22 protein-coding genes are annotated in these 23,963 nt (G+C 70.5%); 6 read left to right on the top strand and 16 right to left on the bottom strand.

Annotation, left to right across the window (positions count from 1 at the left end):
* Positions 1-9: 9 nt before the first annotated feature.
* The gene (locus K6T25_RS00980; RefSeq protein WP_222915790.1) at positions 10-480 is read right to left on the bottom strand and encodes a YbaK/EbsC family protein; all 471 of its coding nucleotides are present in this window, start codon (positions 478-480) and stop codon (positions 10-12) included.
* A gap of 231 nt (positions 481-711) precedes the next feature.
* Between K6T25_RS00980 and metG the strand changes: the two genes are divergently transcribed.
* The 3 genes from metG (at position 712) to K6T25_RS00995 (ending at position 4,761) form a co-directional block, all read left to right on the top strand.
* Entirely contained in the window at positions 712-2,820 is a 2,109-nt protein-coding gene (gene metG, locus K6T25_RS00985) for a methionine--tRNA ligase (protein ID WP_222915792.1), read from the top strand.
* 433 nt (positions 2,821-3,253) lie between these two features.
* The gene (locus K6T25_RS00990) at positions 3,254-4,336 is read left to right on the top strand and encodes a CNNM domain-containing protein (RefSeq protein WP_222915794.1); all 1,083 of its coding nucleotides are present in this window, start codon (positions 3,254-3,256) and stop codon (positions 4,334-4,336) included.
* Between the two features lie 224 nt (positions 4,337-4,560).
* Positions 4,561-4,761 carry a hypothetical protein gene (locus tag K6T25_RS00995; RefSeq protein ID WP_225917774.1) on the top strand — a complete coding sequence of 67 codons (201 nt, stop codon included), beginning with the start codon at positions 4,561-4,563 and terminating at the stop codon, positions 4,759-4,761.
* Positions 4,762-4,827: 66 nt separating this feature from the next.
* Here the strand turns inward: K6T25_RS00995 and K6T25_RS01000 are convergent, their stop codons facing one another.
* Complete coding sequence (locus K6T25_RS01000; RefSeq protein ID WP_222915796.1) at positions 4,828-5,724, bottom strand: VOC family protein; 897 nt, start codon at positions 5,722-5,724, stop codon at positions 4,828-4,830.
* Between the two features lie 107 nt (positions 5,725-5,831).
* A complete protein-coding gene (locus K6T25_RS01005; protein ID WP_240009238.1) occupies positions 5,832-6,953 on the bottom strand; it encodes an MFS transporter in 1,122 nt (373 codons plus the stop codon).
* A 187-nt stretch (positions 6,954-7,140) separates the two neighbouring features.
* On the opposite strand from K6T25_RS01005, the gene K6T25_RS01010 reads away from it, so the two are divergent.
* Positions 7,141-7,311 carry an HVO_0758 family zinc finger protein gene (locus K6T25_RS01010; RefSeq protein ID WP_222915800.1) on the top strand — a complete coding sequence of 57 codons (171 nt, stop codon included), beginning with the start codon at positions 7,141-7,143 and terminating at the stop codon, positions 7,309-7,311.
* A 100-nt stretch (positions 7,312-7,411) separates the two neighbouring features.
* Here K6T25_RS01010 and K6T25_RS01015 read toward each other — a convergent pair whose 3' ends face one another.
* The 12 genes from K6T25_RS01015 to K6T25_RS15710 all read right to left on the bottom strand — a co-directional run bounded on the left by K6T25_RS01015 (position 7,412) and on the right by K6T25_RS15710 (position 21,170).
* Complete coding sequence (locus K6T25_RS01015) at positions 7,412-8,512, bottom strand: aldo/keto reductase (RefSeq protein WP_222915802.1); 1,101 nt, start codon at positions 8,510-8,512, stop codon at positions 7,412-7,414.
* Between the two features lie 61 nt (positions 8,513-8,573).
* Positions 8,574-9,740: a DHH family phosphoesterase gene (locus K6T25_RS01020; protein WP_222915804.1), complete on the bottom strand. Its 1,167-nt coding sequence runs from the start codon at positions 9,738-9,740 to the stop codon at positions 8,574-8,576.
* A 41-nt stretch (positions 9,741-9,781) separates the two neighbouring features.
* Complete coding sequence (locus tag K6T25_RS01025) at positions 9,782-10,672, bottom strand: SDR family oxidoreductase (RefSeq protein ID WP_222915806.1); 891 nt, start codon at positions 10,670-10,672, stop codon at positions 9,782-9,784.
* Between the two features lie 34 nt (positions 10,673-10,706).
* A complete protein-coding gene (locus tag K6T25_RS01030) occupies positions 10,707-11,141 on the bottom strand; it encodes a DUF5791 family protein (protein ID WP_222915808.1) in 435 nt (144 codons plus the stop codon).
* Positions 11,142-11,175: 34 nt separating this feature from the next.
* Complete coding sequence (locus K6T25_RS01035) at positions 11,176-14,478, bottom strand: DUF7286 family protein (protein ID WP_222915810.1); 3,303 nt, start codon at positions 14,476-14,478, stop codon at positions 11,176-11,178.
* Complete coding sequence (locus tag K6T25_RS01040) at positions 14,475-15,356, bottom strand: DUF7284 family protein (RefSeq protein ID WP_222915812.1); 882 nt, start codon at positions 15,354-15,356, stop codon at positions 14,475-14,477. The genes K6T25_RS01035 and K6T25_RS01040 overlap by 4 nt, the downstream gene beginning before the upstream one ends.
* Positions 15,353-15,763, bottom strand: coding sequence for a DUF7285 family protein (locus tag K6T25_RS01045; protein WP_222915814.1), 411 nt, complete (start codon positions 15,761-15,763; stop codon positions 15,353-15,355). Before K6T25_RS01045 ends, K6T25_RS01040 begins: the two co-directional genes overlap by 4 nt.
* Positions 15,738-16,238, bottom strand: a complete 501-nt coding sequence (locus K6T25_RS01050) for a DUF7283 family protein (RefSeq protein WP_222915815.1) — start codon at positions 16,236-16,238, stop codon at positions 15,738-15,740. The genes K6T25_RS01045 and K6T25_RS01050 overlap by 26 nt, the downstream gene beginning before the upstream one ends.
* Before the next feature lie 45 nt (positions 16,239-16,283).
* A complete protein-coding gene (locus K6T25_RS01055; protein WP_225917775.1) occupies positions 16,284-18,152 on the bottom strand; it encodes a type II secretion system protein in 1,869 nt (622 codons plus the stop codon).
* Positions 18,149-19,969, bottom strand: coding sequence for an ATPase, T2SS/T4P/T4SS family (locus K6T25_RS01060; RefSeq protein ID WP_222915816.1), 1,821 nt, complete (start codon positions 19,967-19,969; stop codon positions 18,149-18,151). Before K6T25_RS01060 ends, K6T25_RS01055 begins: the two co-directional genes overlap by 4 nt.
* A complete protein-coding gene (locus K6T25_RS01065) occupies positions 19,966-20,634 on the bottom strand; it encodes a DUF7311 family protein (RefSeq protein ID WP_222915817.1) in 669 nt (222 codons plus the stop codon). The genes K6T25_RS01060 and K6T25_RS01065 overlap by 4 nt, the downstream gene beginning before the upstream one ends.
* Positions 20,631-21,170: a DUF7310 family coiled-coil domain-containing protein gene (locus tag K6T25_RS15710; RefSeq protein WP_222915818.1), complete on the bottom strand. Its 540-nt coding sequence runs from the start codon at positions 21,168-21,170 to the stop codon at positions 20,631-20,633. The genes K6T25_RS01065 and K6T25_RS15710 overlap by 4 nt, the downstream gene beginning before the upstream one ends.
* 185 nt (positions 21,171-21,355) lie before the next feature.
* Between K6T25_RS15710 and K6T25_RS01075 the strand changes: the two genes are divergently transcribed.
* Positions 21,356-22,444 (top strand): tubulin/FtsZ family protein, encoded by a 1,089-nt coding sequence (locus K6T25_RS01075; protein WP_222915819.1) that lies wholly within the window; start codon positions 21,356-21,358, stop codon positions 22,442-22,444.
* Between the two features lie 10 nt (positions 22,445-22,454).
* Here K6T25_RS01075 and K6T25_RS01080 read toward each other — a convergent pair whose 3' ends face one another.
* A complete protein-coding gene (locus tag K6T25_RS01080) occupies positions 22,455-22,931 on the bottom strand; it encodes an SHOCT domain-containing protein (protein ID WP_222915820.1) in 477 nt (158 codons plus the stop codon).
* 93 nt (positions 22,932-23,024) lie between these two features.
* Here K6T25_RS01080 and K6T25_RS01085 point away from each other — a divergent pair, with 93 nt between their 5' ends.
* Positions 23,025-23,900, top strand: coding sequence for a COX15/CtaA family protein (locus tag K6T25_RS01085; protein ID WP_225917776.1), 876 nt, complete (start codon positions 23,025-23,027; stop codon positions 23,898-23,900).
* The last annotated feature ends 63 nt before the right edge of the window (positions 23,901-23,963 follow it).

Consider the following 23,963-nt stretch of genomic DNA (forward strand, 5'->3'; position numbering starts at 1 on the left):
TGATTTACGCTACTCGAACGCGCTCGTCGTCACTGGATCCGCGATCGCCTGTAACTCCTCGGGAGCGAGTGCGAACACCGCATCCGGCGTCCCCGCGGCCGCCCAGATCCGATCGTGGGCGAGCAGCGACTCGTCGAGATACGTCGGAACCGCCGACTCGTGGCCGAACGGGGGAACGCCGCCGATGCTCCATCCCGTCGCCTCCTTCACCTCGTCGGGATTGGCGGTCCGGACGGAGTCGGCGCCGAGTTCGGTCGCGAGCGCGTCCGTATCGACGCGGTTGTCGCCGGCGGTGAGCACGACGATCGCCTCGTCGTCGGCGACGAGGACGATGCTCTTGACGATCTGTGCGACCGAGCAGCCGACGGCGTCGGCGGCATCTGCCGCGGTTTTCGTTCCCTCGGGGAACTCCTCGATCTCGGGCTCGAACCCGTACTCGTCGCCGACGCGTCGTGCAAACCGTGCCGCGCTGTCGTGCATATCGGTGCGGACCGCGCCGACAGCCAAGTAGCCACGGGAGGCGACACCGACGTGTGTGCGGCGGTCCGTTCGCCTCGGGTAGATCGTTCGCGGCCGTCGCGGTCCGTAGCGGAGCGGCACCGACGGCGACGTGAATGCCGGACGCACGGTCGGAGGACCGACGACGCCCACGGACGGAGATCGTTCGCCCGATTCGGCGGGCTTTAGGTCCGCATCCACGACACGTCACCCATGAGCAGCAAGGACACTCTCACGCGCGACCCGTTTCCCGCGGACGCGCCGGCGGTGGTGACGTGCGGGTTGCCGTACGCCAACGGCGACCTCCACATCGGCCACCTCCGGACGTACGTCGGCGGCGACGTGTACGCGCGCGCGCTGGAATCGCTCGGCCAAGAGACCGCGTTCGTCTGCGGGTCGGACATGCACGGCACGCCCGTCGCGGTCAATGCGGAGAAGGAGGGTACCTCACCGGAGGAGTTCGCGCTCGCGTGGCACGAGCAGTACGAGGAGACGTTCCCGCGGTTCGACGTCGACTTCGACAACTACGGCCACACGCACGACGCGACGAACACCGAGACGACTCAGGAGTTCGTCCGCACGCTGGAGGAGAACGGCCACGTCTACGAGAAGGAGATCAAGGTCGCGTACGACCCCGAGGCCGAACAGTCGCTCCCGGACCGGTACGTCGAGGGGACGTGCCCGTACTGCGGGGAACTCGCCCGCGGCGACGAGTGCGACGAAGGGTGCGGCCGCCACCTCGAACCCGGCGAGATCGAGGACCCCCGCTCGACGGTCACCGGCAACCCCGCGGAGTACCGCGATCAGACACACAAGTTCTTCCGCGTCTCGGAGTTCGAGGAGTACCTCTCGGGCTTTCTCGACCGCCTGGAGGGCACCTCGAACGCCCGAAACCAGCCGCGCGGGTGGCTCGAGGACGGCCTCCGCGACTGGTGTATCACCCGCGACATGGACTGGGGGATCGACTACCCCGATATCGACGGGGAGGATCCCACCGATCTCGTCTTGTACGTCTGGGTCGACGCGCCCATCGAGTACGTCTCCTCGACGAAACAGTACACCGAGCGCGTCGGAGCCGACGAGTACGACTGGCAGCGGGCGTGGCAGGAGGACGGGGAGATCGTCCACGTCATCGGGCGCGACATCATCCAGCACCACACCGTCTTCTGGCCCGCGATGCTGCACGGCGTCGACTACAGCGAGCCACGCGCGGTGATGGCAAGCGGCTTCATGACGCTCGACGGGGACGGCTTCTCCACCTCCCGTAACCGCGCGGTGTGGGCACGCGAGTACCTCGAGGAGGGGTTCCACCCGGACCTGCTGCGATACTACCTCGCCACCAACGGCGGGTTCCAGCAGGACGTCGACTTCTCGTGGGAGAAGTTCCGCGACCGCGTCAACAACGAGCTCGTCGGGACAGTCGGCAACTTCCTCTACCGCTCGCTTTTGTTCGCCCACCGCAACTTCGAGGGGACGCCCGAGGCGGAAGTCAGCGACGAGGTCGAGGCTCGGATCGAGGAGGCGATCGCGGAGTTCGAGGCCGGCGTCAACGACTACTCCGTCCGCGCGATCGGCGACGCGACCGTCGAACTGGCCCGCTTCGGCAACGAGTACATTCAGCACGAGGAGCCGTGGAACCTCGTCGGCGAGGACGACGAGGCGGCTGCGCAGGTGATCCGCGACTGCGTCCAGATCGCGAGGGCCGTCGCCGTCCTCTTCGAGCCGGTCGCGCCCGGCACGAGCGAGGAGCTGTGGAGCCAGCTCGGCGAGGATGGCTCCGTCCACGACGTGACCACGGACGCCGCGCTGGCGGCGCCCCCGCGCGACTTCGGCGCGCCCGAGGAGCTGTACGAGAAGATCGAGGACGAGCGCGTCGAGGAACTCAACGAGAAGCTCGAATCGCGCGTCGCCGCGGCGGCGACCGACGACGCGGACGAAACCAAAACCGACGAGGCCGAGGCGGACGCCGAGTCGACCATGAGCGACATCGAACCCGTCGCCGACGACCGCATCAGCTTCGACGAGTTCCAGGATCTCGACCTCCGCGTGGGCGAGATCCTGGCGGCCGAACCGATCGAGGACTCCGACAAGCTCGTGAAGCTCACCGTCGACATCGGCGTCGAAAAGCGTCAGATCGTCGCGGGGATCAAGCAGCTTCACGACGTGGACGACCTCCCGGAGACGAAGGTCGTCGTCGTCGCGAACCTCGAGAAGGCCGAGCTGTTCGGTCACGAGTCCAACGGCATGCTGCTGGCCGCCGGCGAGGACGCGGACCTGTTGACGACCCACGGCGACTCGCCGATCGGAACGAAGATCCGATAGTCCGCTCGTTGCGACGGCGGCTCGTTTCATTTTCACGGTGACTGTGGGCCGCTGAGCCCGTCGTACGGAAGATTTTCGATGTCCGGCGGAATTCCCGGCAGTCCGGATATATGCTTGTATAAATTCCATAACGCGATACAAAATATACTCTCCTGCAGCAGAGTTTCGGAGGATGGGTGGGGGCGGCGACATTTCTTCCAGAGGTCATCGGAAGCGTATGCGATGAGACCGCTCCAGAAGCGCGTGAAATCGCGAACGGCGTTGCGTCGGTAGTTCCCACCACCGCCACCCCGGCTTTTCCCTTTGTCCTGCTGATAGCGCTGGAAGGAACTCGTGAATGACTGATCGGCACGTTCTCGGGATATTTTTATCGGGAATCATGATCCAGTAGAAAGTACCGGCATTATTCATATTCCGGCGGAAACAACTCCGCATGAACAGTTTGGAACTAACACTTCGCCTGAGTGCCGGCCTCTTACTCATCCTTGCAAACGGGTTTTTCGTTGCAATCGAGTTTGCGCTGACCCGTGTCCGGCAGTATCCACAATCCGAGTTCGATGTCCCGGGCCTCAGGCGGGCTTGGAAGATGACACAGGATCTCGAAATCTATCTCACGAGCTGTCAGGTCGGTATCTCCGCAACCAGTATTGCTGTCGGCATCGTCGCAGAACCAGCGCTGGCTTCGTTGATCGACCCAGTGTTCGAGAATACGCTCCTCACGTCGATCGGCGCGGGTGGCATCCTCGCGTTCGTCATCATCAATCTGCTCCACCTGACTCACGGCGAACAGACACCCACGTATCTCGGGGTCGAACGGACGAAATTCGTCGCTCGATACGGTGCGACCCCTCTCTACTGGTTTGCGAAACTACTCTACCCGGTTATCGTGCTCGGCGATGGCGTCGCCAAATGGACGCTCCGGCGCTTCGGAGTCGAAATGACCGGTGCCTGGCTCGAAACCGAAACCGATCGCGTCGAATCGCGGGCGGACCTCCGCCATCGACTCGGGTCCTTGCTTGATCGAGGGAACCTCTCCGAGGAGCGCAAAGATGAGATCATCAACGCCTTCACTGTCGGCGAAAAGCCGGTCAGCGATGTTATGACCGATCGTGAGGATATTATTTTTCTCTCGACAACAGTCTCTGTACAGGAAAACCTCCATCGGATCGGAACGAGCCCTCACACACGATTTCCGCTCATAGGTGACGATCCCACCGATTATATAGGCATTGTCTATGTTCCCGCAGTTGTCGATCGAATCGACGAACTCCAACGTGGCGAGATTGCGTTTGAAGATATCGCTGCCCCACCAATGACGCTTCGAGCAGACACCCTCATTAGCGATGCTGTCGATCAGTTTCAGAACGAACATCAGGAACTCGCACTCGTGGCTACTGAGAGCGAAGAGAACGTCGTTGGACTGATCACTGCGACGGACGCCCTCGAAGCGGTGATGGGTGAAATCGAAGACCCTCTCGATATCAAACTTCAGGAACGAACGAGTGATTCGCGGTGACACGTCATCCATCTTTCAGATATAATATCGGAACTGAATTTTGCCACGTGGTGACTACACGCTCTGTATCTCGCGCCCGATTTCTGAAACCATGTCGGTAGGTTGGCCCTCTGGGCGGCAAGTGAGCCATCTGTAGGTAGCAACTGTTCCGTACTACCCGTTCAGATCTCAGCAGATCTCCTCGACGTATCTCCGAACGGTCCGGCGAACCCTTTTGTCCCGTGATGTCGTTGTTCACGGAACTCATGGGGATCTTCAACGAGCTCGGGCGACGGGTCGAGGAATTCAAGCAGACTGCGAAGAACGCGGCCGACGAGAACGAGGCGTCCGAGTGTCCCGCGTGTGGTGAGCGGTTCGACAGCAGCCGCGAGCGGTGCCCGGACTGCGGGGAGCGGCCGGTCACATCGACGGGAACGACGGAGTAGTGCGTCCGCCGTCGTTCCCGATCGGCGACGGAGCGACCCAGACGGACTCCACCACGATCCCGACAGTTACGCGACCGCGAATCGAACGCGTATCTCGTCAGGATCGACCGCAACGAGCCCGTTGCCGCCGTTTTCCGTCACGCCGAATCCCGCGTCAGTGAGCGACTCGCGGATCGCTTCGAGCGCGTCGCCGTCGGAAACGAGCATCTCGAACTCGGCGAGCCCGGTTCCCGAGGCGGGCTCGCTTCGTCGGTTCCAGGTGTTGAGGCCGACGTGGTGGTGATAACCGTCGGCGGCGAGGAACAGGGCGTCGCCCCCCAAGCGCTGGCGCACGTCGAACCCGGCGGCGTCGACGTAGAACGCCTCGGCAGCATCGAGGCTAGTCGCCTCCAGATGAACGTGGCCGACAGTCGTGCCGGCGGGTGCGGGGTCGCCGGCGGCGTCCGCGTCGCCCGCGCGGTCCGCGAGAAGCGCGTCCACGTCGAGCGGCAGCGTGTCCATCTGCACCTCGCCGTCCGCTTCCGGCCACTCCTCGCGCGGTCGATCGCGGTACAGTTCGACGCCGTTTCCCTCCGGATCTCGCAGGTACAGCGCCTCGCTGACGCGGTGGTCTGAAGCGCCGGTGAGCCGTGCGCCAGCGTCGCGGATCCGTGCGAGCGCGTCGCCCAGCGCTCCCCGGGACGGAAACAGGAAGGCCGTGTGAAACAGCCCCGCGGCGTTCGACGGCCGAGGGTCGGCGTCGGAGTCCTCCTCGAGAACGAGCAGATCGGCGGGAGCGTCGCCGGCGGAGTCGTCGTCAGCGACGGCGTCGGCGGCGCTTCCGAGAACTGTCCGGCCGTCGCCCCGATCGCGAACGCGGAGGCCGACGACGTCGCGGTAGAACGGGAGGACGGTTTCGAGATCGGAGACGGCGAGCGTGACGCGACCGAGCCGCGTCTCCGCGGGAAGCGAACGGGTTGGCACGGCGGATCTACTCGACAGGCGACCATAGTCGTGGCGTCGGGGGCGGTTCGATCCGGCGTCACGATCGGTGCGGCGATTCACCCCGCCGGGAGTCGCTCCGGCCTCGGTCACTCCGGCAGCCACGACGCCCGCTGTGCCAGCACCAGTCCGACCAGCAGCACCACGAGGCCGACCGCGGCGGCGCCGAAGACGGCGTCGTACGCGAAGCCGGCGCCACGGAGCGACCCGACGACCGAGGAGCCGGTCGCCTGAACGACCATCATCGACGCGGAGTAGACGGCGTACGCCGACCCGCGTGTCGCGTCGGGCAGCGTGTCGAGCAGGTAGGTGTCCATCGCCGGGAACAGCGAGTGGATAACGTAGCCCGTGACCGCCGACACGACGAGCAGCGGCACGAGCCCGGAGACGGACACCAGCGCGAACAGGCACACGATGAACGCCGCGAGAACGCTCAACAGATACGGGACGTGCGGGAACCGGTCGGCGAGCCGCCCGGAGATCAGGAACGCCGGGACGCCGGCCCCGAAGACGACGGTGAGCGCGTTGCGGGCGACGTTCGGCGCGAGCCCCTTGTCGAGCATGTACAGTTCATAGAAGTTGAACACGCCCTGCCAGACGAAGCCCGCGATCCCGAGGATGAGCACGCCGGTGAGGATGGTCCGCCACTCGGTTCGGGCGGCGCCGAGCAGGTCTCGGTCCTCCGCGCCGAGCTCGGGGAGGTCGGCGCCACGGGCGGCGACGAACACCGCGCCGGTGACGGTCGCCGCCGCGACGGCCAGCAGCGCGAAGACGGCGCGCCACCCGGCGAACGACTCGATTCCGAGACCGAGCGCGACCGTCGCGAACGGCGCGGCGGAGACGGCGGCCAGTTGACTCGCGGTGCCGTGGATGCCCATGACCCGACCAACCGTTTCGGGGAACAGTTCCGAGACGAGCGGATTGCCAGCGATGAAGTAGACGCCGGAGGCCAGCCCCATACCGACCGCGGCGATCATCAGCACGTCGATTCCGGGGGCGAACGCCGCGAACGTCGACGCCAACGTGAGGACGACCCCGGCGCCGAGGACGACGTAGTGGCGGGGGACTCGGGTGAGCAGCCACCCGGTCGGGAGCCGAGGGGCGGCGCTACCGACCCACACGAGCGTGACGAGCAGCCCCGCGGTCGCCTCGCCGATCCCGAAGGTATCGATGAACTCCGACAACAGCGGCGCGAACACGACCCGCGCCATATTGACGAGGAACACCGCCCCGCACAGCGTTCCGAACAGCCGTCCCCGTGACACGGTCCAACGATTTGCGTCTCAAAGCTCAAGCCTTCCGACTCGCCGCCGTCGTGGGTACGACTCGCAAGCCCCGCCGGACGGCGTGGTCGTCCGCAACGCCGTCCTTTTGGGGCCCCCGCGCCAACTCACGGGTATGAAATCGACTCGTAAGGGGCTCCGCGAGGGTGAACTGGAGAAGGACAACTACGAACGGCTGGTGTGTGCCGACTGCGGTCAGTCGCTCGCGAGCGAGAACCCGCCTGATGAGGTGTACACCATCCGGAGCTGTCAGGACTGCGGACGAGAGTGGAAGGAACTTCGCTGACACGACCGATCTCCGACCGCGACGACGACCGACCCGGCCCCTCCACGTTCGATTCTCCCGTTTTCGACCCCGCTAACGACTTCGGCAAGCGATCCCCTCGCTACTCGAACACCGAGTCGAACGCCGACGCGCCCAACGGGTCGAACGTCCCCGCGGCGACGCTCTCGCGGACGTGTTCGGCCCGGCTACACCCAACGAGCGCCGCGGTCACTGCGGGCGCCGAGCGCGCGAAGTTCAGCGCCCGCTGGGCCGGCGAGTCCCCGGCCAACCGCGCTTCGACGGACTCGGGGATCGACCCCTCCTTCGTCAGATCCCCCTGCCCGAGGCTGGCGGCGGCGAACACGGACAACCCCTCGCGGTGACAGAACTCCAGCGCGCTCACCGGTCCGTCTTCGCCGTCGGGGTCGTGGCGTTCGCGGGTGAACGCGTCGGCCATCCGGACGTTGAACGGGAGCTGTACCGCCCGGAGGCCGTGCTCGTCGAGACCGACTCGGTCGGCGGCGGCCTCGGCGCGGGCGAGCACCGCCGCCAGATCGAGGGCGGCGTCGTGGTCGGCCGGCACGCGGAACGCCTCCCAGGTGGCGACGCCGTATCCGCCGATGTCGCCGGCGGCGCGGCGGTGCTCCAGTGCCTCGAACGCGGCGCCGAGCTGATCGTAGACGGCCTCGCGCCCGCGTCCCGCGAGCTGCGTCTCGGGGTTGTGGACGTAGTAGCAGTCGATCGAGTCGACGCCGAGCGCGTCCAGCGATCGATCCAGCATCGCGTTGAGGAACCCGGGCGCGATGCAGTGACTTCCCCGCGCCAGGTCCGCGGGGTCGACGAGGCCGGCGTCGACGAATCGCTCGCGGACGTACTCACTCGGATCGTCGGGGCGCTCTCTCTCGAACGGGAGGAAGCCCGCCTTGCTCGCGACGACGACGTGGTCGCGGTCGACGGTCGACTCGCGAAGCGCCTCTCCGACGACGCGCTCGGACCGTCCGCACCGATAGTTGCTCGCGGTATCGACGAGGTTGACCCCCGCTTCCAGTCCCGCGACTATCGCCTCGCGGTAGCCGTCGTCGACGGCGTCCGTGGGATCGCCCAGGTACGTGCCGAGGCCGACGCTGGAAACGACGCCGGGGCCGAACCGGCGGAAGTAGGTGCGACCGAAGCGGTCGCCGAAGCGGTCGCGGTACGCCCACGTTCCGCTGGAGGTTGCCATGTCGGGCGGTCCGGGCCGAGCGAGAAAAGGGCTGCCGGACGGGCGTCGGTTCTCGCTCCCCTCAGCGCTCCCCGTCCATCGCGTCGAACAGCCGGTCGATCAGTTCCGTCCGGCCGAGGACGGGGACGTCCTCGCTCCCGTCGGCCGTGATCTGTGGCCCGATCTGGCCGCCGCCCATCCGGGCGTGCCCGCCGGCAGAGGCGTCGTTCGCGTCGCTGACAGCCGCCTCCAACGCCCGTCCCATGTGGACGCGGTCGTCGCGCGAGCGCCCCGAGAGATGGATCGTCCCCTCCCGTTCGCCGAGGACGACGACCGCCGTCACCCCCTCGAGGCCGACGAGTTCGTCGGCCGCCTGCGGGATGGTGTCGGCGCTGGAGACGCGCCCCACGTCGCTGACGGCGAAGGAGCCGCGGACCTCCCGGCCGGCGATCGCGCGCGCTTTCACGTCGAGCGCCTCGGTGCTGACGGCCGGGTCCGCGATCCGTTCGAGGGTGTCCTCGTCGACGCCCGGCTGAAGGTACGCCCCCGCAGCGAAGTCGGCCGCGGACGCTCCTCTCGTCAGCCGGTTCGTGTCCGAGACGATGCCGTACAGCAGGCCGGTCGCCGTGCGCGTCGAAAGGGTGGCTCCGGTCACCTCCGTCTCGTGGGCGTCCGGCGGGATCGGCGTCGCGCCGGTGTCGCGGAAGTACTCCGCGAGGATGCTCGCGGACGCGCCGTAGTCGGTACGAACGTCGGTGTACGCCTCGCCGCCGCCCTCCCCGGGGTGGTGGTCGACGACCGCGAACGGGAGCACGCCGTCGGCGCCCGCGAACCCGCGCGGGGCGTTGTGGTCGACGAGGACGACCGCCTCGGCGGCCAGGTCCGAGACGTGGTCGATCCGGTCCAACTCCACGTCGAGGACGGTCCGAAACGCGCGGTTCTCCTGGCGGCGCACCTGGCCAGTGTACTGGACGATCGCGTCGGTGTCGACGCTCTCGGCGAGTTCGGCGACGGCGATGCCGGCGGCCATCGCGTCCCCGTCCGGATTCGGGTGCAAGAGCACGCTGATCGACTCTCGCCCGGCCAGCAGCGCCCGGAACCGCTCGCCCGGCGCCCGACGAAGTCGTCGGTACAGCGCAAGCGCGGCGACGAGCGTGAGAGCGCCGCCGGCGACGGCGACCACCAGCCGCGGGTTGGCGGTCAGCGCGTCCCACCCCGCCCGGATGGCTCGCGTGCTCACCTGTGCCATAGCGGCGCTATTTGGGCCCACCATATGAAGGTACTAGTCCCTTACTCGTCGCGATACGCCTCGACCGCCGCCCGGTATCCGCTCCGATACGTGGGATACGTAAACTGGTATCCGAGCGTCCGGAGGCGGTCGTTCGAACAGCGCTTGCTCGTACGGACCCGACGTTCGGCCGCCGTCGAGAGGTCGCCCGCGGCGATTCGTTCCTCCTTGGTGCGCGTTTCGGGCCGCTCGACGCCGCACTCGTCGGCGAGCCAGTCGGCGAACGTCCACTTGTCGGCGGGCTCGTCGTCGACGACGAGGACGGTCCCGTCGCGCGCGAGGTCGTCCGAGAGGAGGAACCGCACGGCGCCCGCGGCGTCGTCGCGGTGGACCATGTTCAGATATCCCGCGGTTACCGGCCCGTCCAGGTACCGCTCCAGTCGATAGCGGTCCGGACCGTAGAGGCCGGCGAACCGGGCGACGGTGCCGTCGATGCCGACCGCGGCCGCCTCCTCGCGGGCGACGCGCTCGGCCTCGGCGAGCACGCGGGTCTTGTCGGTGGTCGGGTCCAGCGGTGTCTCCTCGTCGACCCAGTCGCCGCCGTGGTCGCCGTACACTCCGGTGCTGGAGGTGTACACGAGTCGGTCCGGCGGAGCCTCACGAGCGTCGTACTCGCGGATCACGTTCCGCAGCCCCTTGACGTACACCGAACGGGCGGCGTCGGCGCCGCGGCCGCCGGAGCTGGCGGCGAACACGACGGCGTCCGTGTCGGGCAGTGCCGCAAGCGAGTCGGGGTCGGTCGCGTCGGCGGCGACGGCCGTCGCGCCGACCGCCTCGACGGCGTCCAGCCCCGACTGTGATCGACGAACGCCGACGACCGCGTGGCCGTCCGCGAGCAGTTGGCGCGCGAGTTCGAGTCCGACGTAGCCGCAGCCGATGATCGTGACGTGCATGGGGGGATCAGTTGAGTTGGAGTCGAGTGGGCGATCAGGGCGTCCGGTCGATCATGAGCGCCTGGATGTCTGCCAGTTCGCCGAGGGTGAGCCGGGTCCGACCTTCGAGCGCCTGTTGGACCTCCTGTCCGGTGAGGTCGGCGTCGATCTCGGCGGCGATCGTGTCCACGTCGAGGATGGCTGTCACCATCTCCATCATCAGGTGGTCGCGCACCTCGTATGCGATGTCGTCCGCGGGAACCCCCTCGTGAAGTTCGAGAACCGCCGCGGCGTCGGTGAGTCGGACGGTCGCGAGCGCGTCGGTGTCGCCGGCGGCCATCGCGGCGACGACCGACTCGTCGACGCCGGTTTCGTCGGCCACCGCGGCCGGATCGGCGTCGTCGAGCGCTCCCGCCAACTCCCCCGCGTACGAATCGAGCAGGTCCCCCGGTGTCGCCCCGTCCGGATCCGCGAGGGCGTCGTAGAGCATACCCTCCCTCCCGCCCGCGACGGCAAAACCGTTGTCACTCCCCGCCCGGAGGCGGACAGCCGGGAGCTTCGGCCGCCGCCGCGGTTCCGCTACCGTCCGGCACAGTCGGGCACGGCCACTCCGGCGATCGCTCGTCCGCGTTCCCGTCCACGTCGCCGACGCCGGACGGTCCGGCCGGAACGACGACTACGACCACCGTCCAGGTCCGGAACGCGACGCGCTCGCTTCGGCCGAGTCGTTCGACTGTCCCGTCACCGTCCACGTCGATCGTTACGGTTCGGCCGTCGCGAACGTACCGGACCTGACTGACACCGCCGTCGGGGTCGCCGCCGGGGGCGGCAACTTCGAACCGGGGATACGCGCCGGCGACTTCCACGTCCCAGACGTTCACCGTCGCGTACCAGTAGCCGGGGACGGGCGCGACCGGGAGCCCCGCGAGGACCGGTCCGAGCTTCCCCTTGCCGTACCGCTTGTGGAGGCGCTCGGTGGCGTTGTCACCCGCTCGCTTCGCCGCGGTGCGCAGTTCAGCGCGCCGCGCCGCCCGCGTCTCGTCTACGACGCCCGCGCTGATCGACGCGGGGACCGCGACGCTGGCGTCGGTCGCCGCGTCCGCGGTCTCGACGCGCAGCCGGAGCGCCAACCGGTCCCTGTCGGCCTCGCCCCAGTCGTCGGCGCGGGCGGTCGCGGCCCGTGCGACGGCGGCGGCGTAGGACCCGTCGACGATCGCCGCCGTCCGCGCTCCCGGCGACGGCCACCGACGGTTCGCGGCGCGAATCGCGGCGGCCCGCTCGCGACGGGCGAGATCCGTCCGGCGGTCGAGCACCGCGAGCGCGCGCGAGTCGACAACTCGAAGCTCGTCGGCGACCCGCCGGCGCAGCGTCGCCCGCGCGCGGTCCTCGTCCGACCCCGGAGCCGCGCTCGCGTTCGTCGCCGCGGCCGTCCGGTTCGCAGCGACGAGCGCCCGCCCAGCTTCAGGGAGCGACGCGGTGCGCTGCGCGGGGAGCGCGGCGTCAGTGACTGTGTCCGCTGCGTCGCCGGTGGGAACGGCAAACAGGTTCGTGTTACGCGCGACGAGCGGATGAACCGGCTCCCCGGGCGTCACCGACGCGACGTGATCGGCGCCGACGGCCGTGACCGGGAGATACCCCGGCGTTCCCTGCGGGGTGAACACCACTTCGCCGGCGCGCCACCGCCCCGCCGGCGCCGGCTCCGGCTCAGTCGCGTCGGCCGCGATCCGTGCGAGCTCGTCGATCCGTCCGTCAGCGTTCCCTCGTACCTGTCGGATCTGTTCGAGATAGGCGTCGTTGCGCGCGGCCGAGCTCTCGGATCGGGCGTCGAGTTCCGCGAGCACCGCGTCGACGTACGCAGCTCTGGCGGCCACCCGCGCCCGGTCGGCGGCGCCGTCGTACGTCCCCGGAGAGTCGACGAGTGTGTCCCGCCGTTGTCTGATTACAGCAGCCAGCCGTCGGGCGGCGTTCGCCCCTCCGGCGGCGACCTCGGAACGCGGAACGAGGACGGAGATACCCCGGACGCGTTCGCGGAGGGCCGCCACGTCGCGGTACACCCAGTCGTCGAGGCGATCCGGTCTGTCGCCGTAGAGAACCGTACGGTCCACAGTCTCGCCCGGTCTCGAGTCGTCCTCGGCGATCGACCGGACCGCGGCCCGTGCCTCGCGGTCGGCGGCGCCGGCGGGAAGTAGCTCGGCTCGCGCGGCCGCCGGTGTGTCCGCGAGGTTCGGCCCGTCGACGGCGCCGCCGCGAACGAACACCGGCTCGGTCGGTCGTGCGGGGCCGGCCGACGGGGCATGCTCGATCGACACCGCGATCCGCACCTCGTACCGGTCGGTCCACGTCGCCGTCGTCGTCCGAAAGGAGCCGTTAGCTATCCATCGTCTCGTCACACGGTGTCTGACGGCGACCGTCCGCCGTTCGTCGGCGACCGAGCGGGACGACGACGCGGAGTGCGGCGAGGACGACGAACGCGACGGCGTGGAGCCCGATTCCCGGTCGACGATGACGACCCGCTCGTCGGTCCGCGCCGAGAGGAGCGTCCAGTTGGGACCGGGCGGGGACGCCGACGGTCGCCGTGAGCGGGCGACCGACTCTACGGTCACGCTGCGGACCGCCTCGGCGCGGTAGGCGTCGCGGACCACGGCGTCGAAGCCCCGAGGGGAGTCGTCGTCGATGAACTCGAGGAAGGCCCGATCCGCGGTGGCGTTCACGCCAACGCGGAAACCATCAGCGCCGGCGGCTCCGGCGGCGCCGCCGCTCGGGTCCCACCGGCTGTCGTTCGCGGACGCGGTCGATGACGGTCCGCCCGCGCCCGCTCCGATAGCGGACGTGCTCGCGTCGAGGACACGACCGGTCCACGACGGCCCGCTCTCCATCGCCGGCGTGAGCAGGTCCCGTGCTCCGACGCGACCGGTCGCCCTGATCAACGCGGCGCGGCCCGCCGGGTCGCTGTGGCCGTACGTCGCACCCTGCGCGCGCAACGCCGCGGCGTTCGTCGACAGCTCCACGTGGCGGGCGGCGAGCACGTTCGAGATCGGCGCGCCGAGGTACTGTCCGGTGCCGCGAGCCTGCGCGACCGACCACAGGCGCCACGTGAGCGCACGGCCCAGTCCCGGTCCCTGGAAGGGGGAGCGGTTCAGCCGCGTCTCGTACGCGACCGTGCGGTCGTGCATCGCGAGGACGGGCACCGCCACCGCGACGGTGTAGTTCACCCGACGCGTCGCGACGGCGTCGCCCCCGCGGGTCGCGGTGAGCGTCACGTTCCGGACGGTGACGCGCATCGCGGTTCCGTTCGCGAGCGACGCGACCGAGACGCGCTCGATGGCGGCCCGCGTGTCGTTCGGGGACTCGACCGCCGGGAGCGACGCGGTCGCCGTCACCCCGCCGGCGTCGGTCCGCGCGTCGGCCAGCGCATCGGCGACCGCCAGCGAGATCCGCAGCCGAAGCGCGTCCCGGAACGGCCGGTGGGGATCGAGGGCGCGTCCAGCCGTCGTGTTCGCGGGCGCCGTTACGGGGTTCAGGGCCGCCTCGCGGGCCGCGGCGGCCGCTGCAGTCCTGACAGCGGGCCTGCCGACCGCTTCGGCGCGGTCGAGCGCGTCGTCCGCGGCGGTGTCGACGACGACCGGACCGCGGAGCGCGAGCGTGTTCGCGTAGACGACGCTTCCGAGCAGGAGCACGACGGCGATCAGCGCGAAGGGAACCAGCGCCCTGTCGCCGTCGTCTCCGCCCCCGGATCCGCCGAGTGCGCCGAATCCGCCGAACCCGCGGAGTCCGCCGCATCCGGAGACCCTGGCGGGCGCGGACCCCGGACTGCCTCGTGCGTTCATGCTGACCACGTCCTGACGACGACGGTCACGCGGTCCGGATCTCCCGTCCGGCATGCGTCGGCTGTCTCATTGGAGGCCGAGGAGCTATCCCCCACATATCGGTCAGCGAGCGCCGTCGCGAGCGCGCGGTTCGCCTCGCGCGGCCCGCCGCGCTTCAACGCGTCGACCGCGTCGACGCCGAGCGCCTCGCCGGCCCGACGATACCGGTCCGTCACGGCCGTCGCCGCCGCGGGGTCACCCCGTGCGGCGGCGGCGATCCTGTCGGGCGGAAACAGCACCGCGATCGTTCGCGCGGCGGCGCTCCCGACTCGAGTGGCGTCCCCGTCCCCGGACGTCAATGACTCCGATGACGGGGCGACCGGAACCGCGAACCGTGCGGCGTGGACGGTCGCCGCCGGCGGTGGGCGGGGCCCGACTCTGATCACCTCCGTGACTCGGGACCCCTCGTCGGAGTCGTCACACGGGAGCGGACGCCAGACGGCGCGAACCCTCGTGTTCGAACCGAGCGCGTCGGCGACCGTTCTGCGGACCGACCGACGGTAGTCAGCGGCCGTCGGCGACGGCGTCGCGTCTTCGAAGGTCGCCGACCGGACCGCGGCGCGCGCGAGGTGCTCGGCGAGCGTCGCGTGTGCGACCCGCTGTGCCTCCGGCGACGGGGTTGCGCCGTCGTCGGTCCCCGTCCTCTCGCCTGCGGGGACGACCGTGTACTCGACTGCCGCCGTCGACGCGGCAAGCGTCTCCGCCGTCTCGCCGGCTCGCGAGGACGACGCTCCGATATCGTCGGCGGTGGCCGCCTCCGCGTCGGCGCCGACAAGCGTTCCGGCGGCGGCGCTGATCAGGAGGAGCGCGAGGCACACGTCGAGCAGCGACCCGGTCATTGCCACACCGTGACGCGGAGTCGTCCTGGCCGGACGCGGCCGGGTGCGAGTGCGACGCCGACGCGATGGGTCGCCGTCGCCCGAGTCGAGGCGGGAGCCGAGGACTTCGGAACCGCATCTCCGGCGCGCCAATGTCGACCCGCGACGGTCAGCGTGACGCTCGCGTTCCCGTCCGTTCCAGCGATCACGGAGCGGACTCGATCGAGGCGGCCGGGATCCGCGACGCCGCCGACCGAGATCGCGTCGTGAACGCGTTCCAGCGTCGGCTCCGCGGTCGGCTCTCGCTCGTCGACACCGCCCAGTACAACCGTGTACGCGGCGACGCCGAGCGACAGCGCGAGTACGGCCGCCAGCGCGACGGTCGGCTCGGCGAACGCGCGCTCACGCGACCAGAACGAGCGTGACATCCGTCTCCCCCCACGAGACGTGGCGGACATGCAGCGTCCGGCCCGCGGTCCATTCGGCGGCCGACTCCGTTCGCGTCGCGATCGAGTCCTCCTCCGCACGCGCGGTCGCGACCGCGACGGCGAACTCTCCTGGTGCGTCGAACGCCCGGTTCGGGTGATCGCCGAGCGCGATCCCCGCGAGCGCGTCGCCGGAGTCGACGGGAACAACCGAGTCCGTTCCGAAGGCGGCGAACGCGCTGCCGCCGTCGGAGCGCAGCGAGACGCCGCGGGTCGTCACTCGGGTCCGATCCGCTGTGACCCGATAGCGGGCGGTCGCGGGCGGGTCCGCAGCAGCGACGGTGTCGACGGTCTCGGCGGCCGAGACGGCGTCGGGCGGCGGTGCAGTCGGGAGCCCCGACACGACCCCGAGGGTGACCGCGCCGGCGACGGCGAGCCCGATCCAGGCGTACCAGACGTCAAGCGGTGCGTCGATCATGTCCCGGGGTGGTCCCGTTCTCGTATTTGAAGGCTCGGGGCGGGGTCACCCGATGAGCATCGCGACGGCGGCGTGTCCGGCGACGAACGCGCCGCTCGCGGTGACGAGCGCGATCCCGACGCGGTAGCCGACGACCGTGCGGTCGAGCCCGCGCTCCAGTCCCGTCGCGAGCACGGTCAGCGTCGCCGCCAGCGACAACACGTACACCCCGACGACTGGGCCGACGAGCGACGCCGAGAGCGCGGCGGTCTCCGCTGTGACTGCGCCCCCGGCAGTGTGTCCGACGGCGCCCGCGGTCGAGCCGATGTTGCCGGCACCCGATGCGAGGCCGCCGACCGCCCCCGAACCGCCGAACCCGCCGAGATCGTCGAGCCGTCCCGCCAGCGCGACCGTCGCGCCGCCGACGAGCGGGCCGAACAGCGCCGCCGTGTCGCGGAGCGTCCCCGTCACGGTCGCCAGCTCCCGGCGGGCGGCGCGCTCGGCGCTCGCCAGCGCGTCGAGTCGGTCGGCGTGTGTCACCAGCGCGTCCCCGGCTGGCCGCCCCTCCGTCGCCGCCGTGGCGATCGCGGTCACCGCGCCGGCCGCTCGGCCGCCGGAACCGCGATCTGGACCGAAGGGAGCACCGTCGCCGGCGAGCGCGCGCCGGACCGGAACGCCGAGCGCCGACCGTCGCCGGCTTGCCTCCGCGAGCGCGTCGGCCGTCGGCCCGGACAGCGACGCCGCGACGGCCGGGAGCGCCCGTTCGACGGCCTCGCCGTCGGCCACACGACGACCCAGCAGCGCGAGGGCGTCGCTCAGCCCGCGATCTCGCTCGTCGACCGCCCGCCGGACCTCGCGGCGCGGATGCAGATGGACGCAGAGCCCGACACCGACGCCGCCGCCGACGGCGAGCACCGGGCTCGCCCACTCGCCGGCGACGATCGGGGCAGCGAACCAGCCCGCGGCAGCCGTCGCCACGGCTGCAAGCAGTGCCGGTCCCCGTCGGTCGGGAACGTCCGGATGTGTCGTGTCGATCCGCGGTGCGGGTATCGCGACCGGGCGGCGCAGCAGCAGCCGGCCGGCGGCGACAGCGACCGCCGCGGGCAACACCACGTCGTACGTCACGACGAACGCCCGCGGCGGAACCGGCACGCCCGCGGCGATCGCCGCCGGAAGCGTGCCGACGAGCGCCAGCGGGAGCAGCACCCCGAACGCGTACAGTCCGGTGACCGGCGCGCGGAGGTCGCCGGCGAACGAGGCCGTCCGGTCGCGGAGGTCGTCCTCGACGGCCGCGACCGCGCGATCGAGCAGCCGAGTCCGATCGGTGCCCGCGTCGGCGTCGACGGCCGCGAGCAGGAGCGCGACCGAGCGATCGAGCGCCGGGAACCACTCGCGCCACTCCGCGGCGAACGCCGAGAGTCCGCCGTCGGCGGCGCCCGTGACGACGGCGTGATCGGCGTGTTCGGCCAGGCTCCGGTGGAGGGGTCCCGTCCCGGCGTTCGCGGCGAAGCGCGCCGCCCGCTCCGGCACCGGCGAGAGCCGGAGCGACAGCGCCAACGCGCTCGCGACGGCCGCCGCGTCCCCGACCGCCCGGGTTCTGGCGATCGCCGCCGCGACCACGGGCGCACGACAGCTTCCCGAGAACGCGATCCAGCCGGTCGCCACCGCGATTCCGGACGCCAAGGGGACCGCAATCGACGGGGGTACTGCACGACCGAGGAGCCACCAGCCGAGCGCGACGACGAACGTACCCGCTCCGACGAGCGCGCTTCCGGTTGCGGCCGCGGACGTGATACGGTCGGCGTCGACGGTGAGATCGAGGAACGCGCACGCCCGGCGGAGTTCCTCGTCCGGGGCGACCCAACCGGCGTAGCGATCGGGCCATGCGCGGGCGGCCGACGCGATCCAGCGCTGGACGGCTCTCCGTCCGGTCATGGATCTGCGGTCACGTCGACCCCGCTCACGTCGGTCCTGTCGACGTCCGCGAGTGAACCGATCGCCCGCCCACGGCGACGGATCGCCTCACGAACGTCGGCGTACGTTTCGCCCGGTCCGGCGAGCTCGGCGACGATCGCGCTCTCGCCGCGATCGATCACGTCGGTCACGACCCCGCCGCCGTCGCGCTCGACGACCTCCACGATATCCCCGAGGTCGGGTCCGCGAACCTCCTCGATCGACGCCAGCGCTCTGTCCGGCCCGAGCGTCACGACGAGATCCGTCGCGGCGAACGACGACGCCGGCACGTCGAGGTCGGAGACGACCCGCTCGCGAACCGCCTCGCCGCCGGTCCCGTGGATCGTCCCGAGGACGGCGTCGGCGGCGGCGCCGACGCGCATCGCCTCGTACAGCGCCCGCGCCTCCGGTCCGCGGACCTCGCCGACGGCCAGCGCGCCCTCGCCGAGCCGGAGAGCGGTTCGGACGGCGTCGGTCGGCGTGAGCGCGTCGTCTCGGTCGGTCCCGGCATGCAGCGGCTGTACATCACGGCCGGCCTCGCGGATCGCCGCGACCGGGAGTTCGGGCGTGTCCTCGATCAGGACCGTCCGGGCGTCGACCGGAACCTCCATACATAACCCGCCGAGCAGCGACGTCTTGCCCGCTCCGCGGGGGCCGGCGACGAGGATCGCGGCGCCGCGCTCGACGGCGACCGATAGGAGTCCGGCGGTTCGTGCCGAGAGAGAGTCGACCGAAACGAGCCGGGGGAGCGTCCACGGGTCCTCGTCTCGTCGTCGGAAGGCGAACCCGCGGCCGTCGCTCGCGGGATCGGTGACCGCCGCGACGCGAACGTCGCCGAGGGCGGCGTCGGTCGTCGGCGACGCCCGCGAGAACGCCCGCCCGCTGGACGCGCGGACTCTGGACGCCAACGCGTCGAGATCGTCGCGCGAGAGCCGGACGTTGGTCGTCATCGTCTCGTCGTCGACGACCGCCCGGAGCCTCCCGTCGGCCGCGGGCGCCGACAGGAACGCGTCTGTCACGCGGTCGTCGTCGAACAGTTCGTCCAACACGCCGAGCCCGCAGGTGTGGCGACGCAGCGCCGCCGCCAGGGAGTCGATCGGAAGCGGCTCCGCCGGGTTCCCGGTTTCGCCCGCGTCGGACGTTCGATCGGCGACCGCGTGGCGGACGGCACGGCGATGAGAGCGCGGCCCGTGAGCCACGGATCCGTCGGCGAGTGCGTCGGCAGCAGCCGCAAGCATGCCCAGCGCGTCCGCCGAGAACGTTCGATCCGCGGGCGTGAGGTGATAATGCGGAACGTCGTCCGGTCGGTCGTACACGGTCGCGCTTCCGCCCGTCGAGAGGTCCCGACGCCCGCGCAGCACAGTGTCGGATGGGGGCGCGGGTCGAGTTCGTCCCAGCGCCGCCACCGAGGCGACGCTCGCCGAAAGCGACGCCTCGCCGTTCCCCGGGTCGGCGCAGGTGTCGGCCCACGTCGAGAACCCCGTCTCGGCGGCGAGTCGAGCGACCGGCCCGGCACGGCCGACCGTCTCGCGGGCGACCGCGAGGGGATCCCCCGGGACGCGCTCCGCCAGGGCCGGATCGCGGCCCTCGACCGCGTCCGCGAACCGGCCCGCCCCGAGCAACAGCGCGGCCGCCTCGTCCTCGTAGAACCGATCGAGTCCGCCGGATCGGACGCGAACGAGCCCGGCGTCCCGGTCTGCGAGCGCGTCGATCACCGTCGCTCTGCACGCCGGATCCGCCGCGAGGTCGCCCCCGGAACACCCCGACGCGTCGACGTGCAGTGCGGTCGTCTCGGTCATCGAACCGGGATCGGGACTCGATCCGTGACCGGGGACCGAACGGGTTGCGAACTCGGTGGTGCACCGGCAGCCACCCCCGGCGCATCCGCGGTCGTCGGCACTCCGTCCGTCGCCGACGCGGTCGCGGAGGTCGTCGATGAGTCGCATGGCCGGGCTGGTTCCGTCTCGGTACTTGAACCTGCGCTCGGGGTCGGCGGGGTACGCAGTCGGACCCGAACGCGGCGCGTCGTTCCTCCGGGCCCGGAACCGATGGGGACCAACGAGAGGGACACGCGGCGACCTCGGTCGAGCGCGATCCCGCCGTTCGGGAGGTCGTACGGGGCCGAGAGCACCGTTCGTGACGGGACGGCGTCGCCGACGGCGGAGACCAGGACCGCCGTTCCCCGTTCGTCGCCCGGACACAGCGACAGCGATCGAACCGGCGCGGTCGCGACCGATCCACCGGGAACCGGGATCGACACGACGCGTCGTGCGGTCGGCGCCGATCCGGTTGACGGCCGCCGCTCCGGCTCCCCGGCGAGCGTCGACAGCGCCGCGCGGTCGATCCGGTCGGGGACGCGCTCGATCGCGGCCGTCGTCCGTTCGACCCGTGCGGTCTCGACCGCCGGGAGCGACGCCGAGAGCAGCGCCGCCGCGACCGCGACCGCGACGACCGCGCGGATCACAGCGCGTCGTGCAACCGCTCGACGAGCGGCGCGTCGTCGTCCTCGGGGTCGCCCGCGTCGTCGGGGGGCCCGGTCGTCTCGTCCCCGACCGCGTCGGCCGGGGCCGCCGTCCCGTCGATCGCCGGTCGGTCCCCGGCCGGTCGGGTCCGCCCCGAACGCTCCTGATCCGGTCGCCCTTCCGTGGGGCCCTCCCCTGTCGCTGCGAGCGCCCGGTCGGCGCGTCGCTCGACGCGCTCGTTCACCGCGCGTATCGATCCGACGTAGCCGCGGAGCGCCTGCGTGGCCGATTCGAGTTCGGCGACGCGCGCTTCGAGGTCGTCGAGCCGTGTGGATGCGCGTTGCAGCTCCGCCGTGGCTTCGGCAGCGTCGGCGAGATCGGATAGGTCGGTGTCGGCGTCGCCGGTGCAGGCGCGTTCGACGGCGGCGATCCTGGCTCGGAGGTCATCGACCGTGGTCGTCGTGGCGTCGAAACCGGTGTCTGCGTCCGTCAGCCGTCCGTCTTCGGGGGAGAACCGCTCCGACGTGTCACGGGACATACGAGGGATAGCCGCGTGTTCGTATTTGAACTTCGAGGCCGACAGGGGCCGCAATGTGGAGCGCGAACGTCGAGGACAGCGCCCCACCGGCGGCGCGTTCGCGGCGACACGCTCGAAGTCACCGCGAGTGAAGCCACCCCGACCGTGGGAAGATTCAAGCGCTGGGCTGCACGAACTGCGTGCGTATGAAGACGGTCCTCATCGGCGTCGGCCAGGCCGGCGGCAAGGTCACCTCCTCGCTGGTCGAGTTCGACCGCGACATGGGATTCGATTCGGTCCGAGGGGCGCTCGCCGTCAACAGCGCCACGGCGGACCTCCAATCGATCCCGATCGACACGGTACTCGTGGGACAGGACCGCGTGAAGGGACACGGGGTGGGCGGCGACAACGAGCTCGGCGCCGAGGTGATGCAGGCGGACGCGGGCGAGGTCATGTCCGCGCTCGACGGCCGCATCACCGCAGAGGCGGAGGCGATCGTCATCGTCGCGGGGCTCGGCGGCGGGACTGGCTCAGGCGGCGCGCCGGTGCTCGCGAAGGAGCTCAAGCGCGTGTACGACGTGCCCGTCTACGCCATCGGCATCCTCCCCGGACGCGGCGAGGGCGCGATGTACCAAGTCAACGCCGGACGCTCGCTGAAGACGCTGGCGCGGGAAGCCGACTCGACGATCCTCATCGACAACGACGCGTGGCACTCCTCGGGCGAGAGCCTGGAGGAGGGGTTCGACAGCATCAACAAGTCCATCGCCCGCCGGGTCGGCCTGCTGTTCGCCTCCGGCGAGAACGTCGAGGGAGTCGGCGAGTCGGTCGTCGACACCAGCGAGGTGATCAACACGCTCCGCTCGGGCGGCATCGCCGCGCTCGGCTACGCCAGCGCGCAAGCCGACGACGACCCGGACACGAACATCAACGTCGTCACCAGCGTCACCCGCAACGCGTTGCTCACGGGGACGAGCCTCCCGAACGCGACGGAGGCGGACGCCGCGCTGCTCGTCGTCGCCGGCAAGCCCGACCGCATCTCGCGCAAGGGCGTCGAGCGAGCCCGCAAGTGGCTCGAGGAGGAGACCGGGTCGATGCAGGTCCGCGGCGGCGACTTCCCGCTCGACTCCGACCGCCTCGCCGCGCTGATCGTGCTCGGCGGCGTCGAACGCTCCCCCCGGGTGGAGGAGTTCATGGAGCGGGCGAAGGAGGCCCGTGAGGAGGCGCAACGGCAGAGCGAGGAGACCGACGAGGCCGATAAGCTGTTCCAGAACGACGACCTCGACGGGTTGATGTGATCTGATCCTGTCAGCGACGAGAGTGTTCCCAGTCGCGATCCGTGTCGCCGTCGCGACCTGACGCGGCCGCGACCGATCGTCCGGCGTCCGTACGGGATCGGTCCGCGTCGAGAACGGCCTCCATCCGTTCATCGAACTCGCCGCGGTCGATCTCGCCTGTCGCGTACTGCCGTTGTAGCTCCGTCACCGGATCGCTCTCGGTTCCATCGGCGGCGTCCCCGGGGCGATCGCCGGGGCCCCCTGCGTCCGGGGCCAGCAACGCTGCCGCCGCGAACGCCGGCGCGAGGAGCGTTACCGCGGCGAACGCCGCGATAAGCAGGTTGTAGATCGGCCCGCTCTTGACGCCGGAGACCACTGCAACGGCCGCATACAGCGCGATCACCGCCGCGAGCGACGCCGTCGCGGCGACCAGTCGCCGCCTCCGGCGGTCGTCCGGAGTGACTCGTGCGAGGAAGGCTGATCCGATCGGGTTCGGTGGAGGGCTCACGATTCCCGGCGCGTCGCATCGGAACTTAATGGTGACCCCATCGCGTCGGATTCGACCGCGCGTTCTAAGTGCGAGCGCGACCCAGATCCGTCGATGACACGCGGACCCGACTGGCTCTCGTTCCGTCGGTACGCGGCGTTCACGGCCGGGATGGCGCTGACGCTCATCTCGCTCGGGATCTACACCGCCGCGACCGGCGCAGGATTGGCGTGTGCCCAACAGTGGCCGTTGTGTGACGGGGGCGTGCTCCCGCAGTCGATCCCCTCGTTCATCGAGTGGTTCCACCGGCTGTGGGCGATGATAACCGGGATCTTCATCCTCGGCGCGGCCGTGTGGGCGTGGCTCGGACGGGGAACGGTGTCGACCCGTGGTCGGTACGCAGCGACCCTCGCGACGGTGCTCACGCCGATGCAGGCGATCTTCGGCGCGATCACCGTGACTCTCAACGGCGCGCTGCCGGGCGGCTACTCCGCGCCGGTGCACGCGGCGCACTTCCTCACCGGCTTTTCGATCTTCGCGCTGCTGTCGTACACGACGATACTCGCGTACGACGGGCGGTTCTCGCGGGACGCGCTCTCGCGCAGTCGACTCGCCGTCGGCGTCGGATTGGTCGGGCTGCTCCTCGCGTGGGTGTTCGCGCGGATCGATCCGGTTTCGTCGTACAGCCCCCCCGAGCAGGCCGCCTTCTTCGCCGTGTCGCTGTCGGCGTTCGCGGGACTGCTGGCGGCGACGCGCTGGCTCGGCGAACTGGACGAACTGGTCCCCCGTGTCGCGACCGGCGCCGCGGGCGTGCTGCTGTTCGTCGGGATGCTGCTGGGTCGCGACCTCGTCGTGTATTCGGCCGGCGTGCGGTTCGTGAACTGGCTCGTGTTCGCGGCCGCGGTGGCGCTGACTGCGGGCGCGGCGTGGGTGCTGCGCGGCGTCGAACCCGACGTCTCGGAGCCCGTCTACGGGTCGACGGACGACTGAGCGGGCCGCGGCAATACTTGCGTCCGCGGACGGCCACCGAAGGGAACTAATAGCCAGGCCGGA

Origin of the sequence: Halobaculum rubrum (assembly GCF_019880225.1) — an archaeon.
Lineage (GTDB): Archaea > Halobacteriota > Halobacteria > Halobacteriales > Haloferacaceae > Halobaculum > Halobaculum rubrum.

Coding starts and splice junctions, on each gene's coding strand:
- K6T25_RS01050 (WP_222915815.1), bottom strand. CDS start 16,238: ATGATCGACGCACCGCTTGACGTCTGGTACGCCTGGATCGGGCTCGCC.
- K6T25_RS00990 (WP_222915794.1), top strand. CDS start 3,254: ATGAACAGTTTGGAACTAACACTTCGCCTGAGTGCCGGCCTCTTACTC.
- K6T25_RS01060 (WP_222915816.1), bottom strand. CDS start 19,969: ATGACCGAGACGACCGCACTGCACGTCGACGCGTCGGGGTGTTCCGGG.
- K6T25_RS01085 (WP_225917776.1), top strand. CDS start 23,025: ATGACACGCGGACCCGACTGGCTCTCGTTCCGTCGGTACGCGGCGTTC.
- metG (WP_222915792.1), top strand. CDS start 712: ATGAGCAGCAAGGACACTCTCACGCGCGACCCGTTTCCCGCGGACGCG.
- K6T25_RS01055 (WP_225917775.1), bottom strand. CDS start 18,152: ATGACCGGACGGAGAGCCGTCCAGCGCTGGATCGCGTCGGCCGCCCGC.
- K6T25_RS01015 (WP_222915802.1), bottom strand. CDS start 8,512: ATGGCAACCTCCAGCGGAACGTGGGCGTACCGCGACCGCTTCGGCGAC.
- K6T25_RS01030 (WP_222915808.1), bottom strand. CDS start 11,141: ATGCTCTACGACGCCCTCGCGGATCCGGACGGGGCGACACCGGGGGAC.
- K6T25_RS01035 (WP_222915810.1), bottom strand. CDS start 14,478: ATGAACGCACGAGGCAGTCCGGGGTCCGCGCCCGCCAGGGTCTCCGGA.
- K6T25_RS00980 (WP_222915790.1), bottom strand. CDS start 480: ATGCACGACAGCGCGGCACGGTTTGCACGACGCGTCGGCGACGAGTAC.
- K6T25_RS15710 (WP_222915818.1), bottom strand. CDS start 21,170: ATGTCCCGTGACACGTCGGAGCGGTTCTCCCCCGAAGACGGACGGCTG.
- K6T25_RS01045 (WP_222915814.1), bottom strand. CDS start 15,763: ATGTCACGCTCGTTCTGGTCGCGTGAGCGCGCGTTCGCCGAGCCGACC.
- K6T25_RS01075 (WP_222915819.1), top strand. CDS start 21,356: ATGAAGACGGTCCTCATCGGCGTCGGCCAGGCCGGCGGCAAGGTCACC.
- K6T25_RS01020 (WP_222915804.1), bottom strand. CDS start 9,740: ATGGCACAGGTGAGCACGCGAGCCATCCGGGCGGGGTGGGACGCGCTG.
- K6T25_RS01010 (WP_222915800.1), top strand. CDS start 7,141: ATGAAATCGACTCGTAAGGGGCTCCGCGAGGGTGAACTGGAGAAGGAC.
- K6T25_RS01040 (WP_222915812.1), bottom strand. CDS start 15,356: ATGACCGGGTCGCTGCTCGACGTGTGCCTCGCGCTCCTCCTGATCAGC.
- K6T25_RS00995 (WP_225917774.1), top strand. CDS start 4,561: ATGTCGTTGTTCACGGAACTCATGGGGATCTTCAACGAGCTCGGGCGA.
- K6T25_RS01025 (WP_222915806.1), bottom strand. CDS start 10,672: ATGCACGTCACGATCATCGGCTGCGGCTACGTCGGACTCGAACTCGCG.
- K6T25_RS01005 (WP_240009238.1), bottom strand. CDS start 6,953: ATGGCGCGGGTCGTGTTCGCGCCGCTGTTGTCGGAGTTCATCGATACC.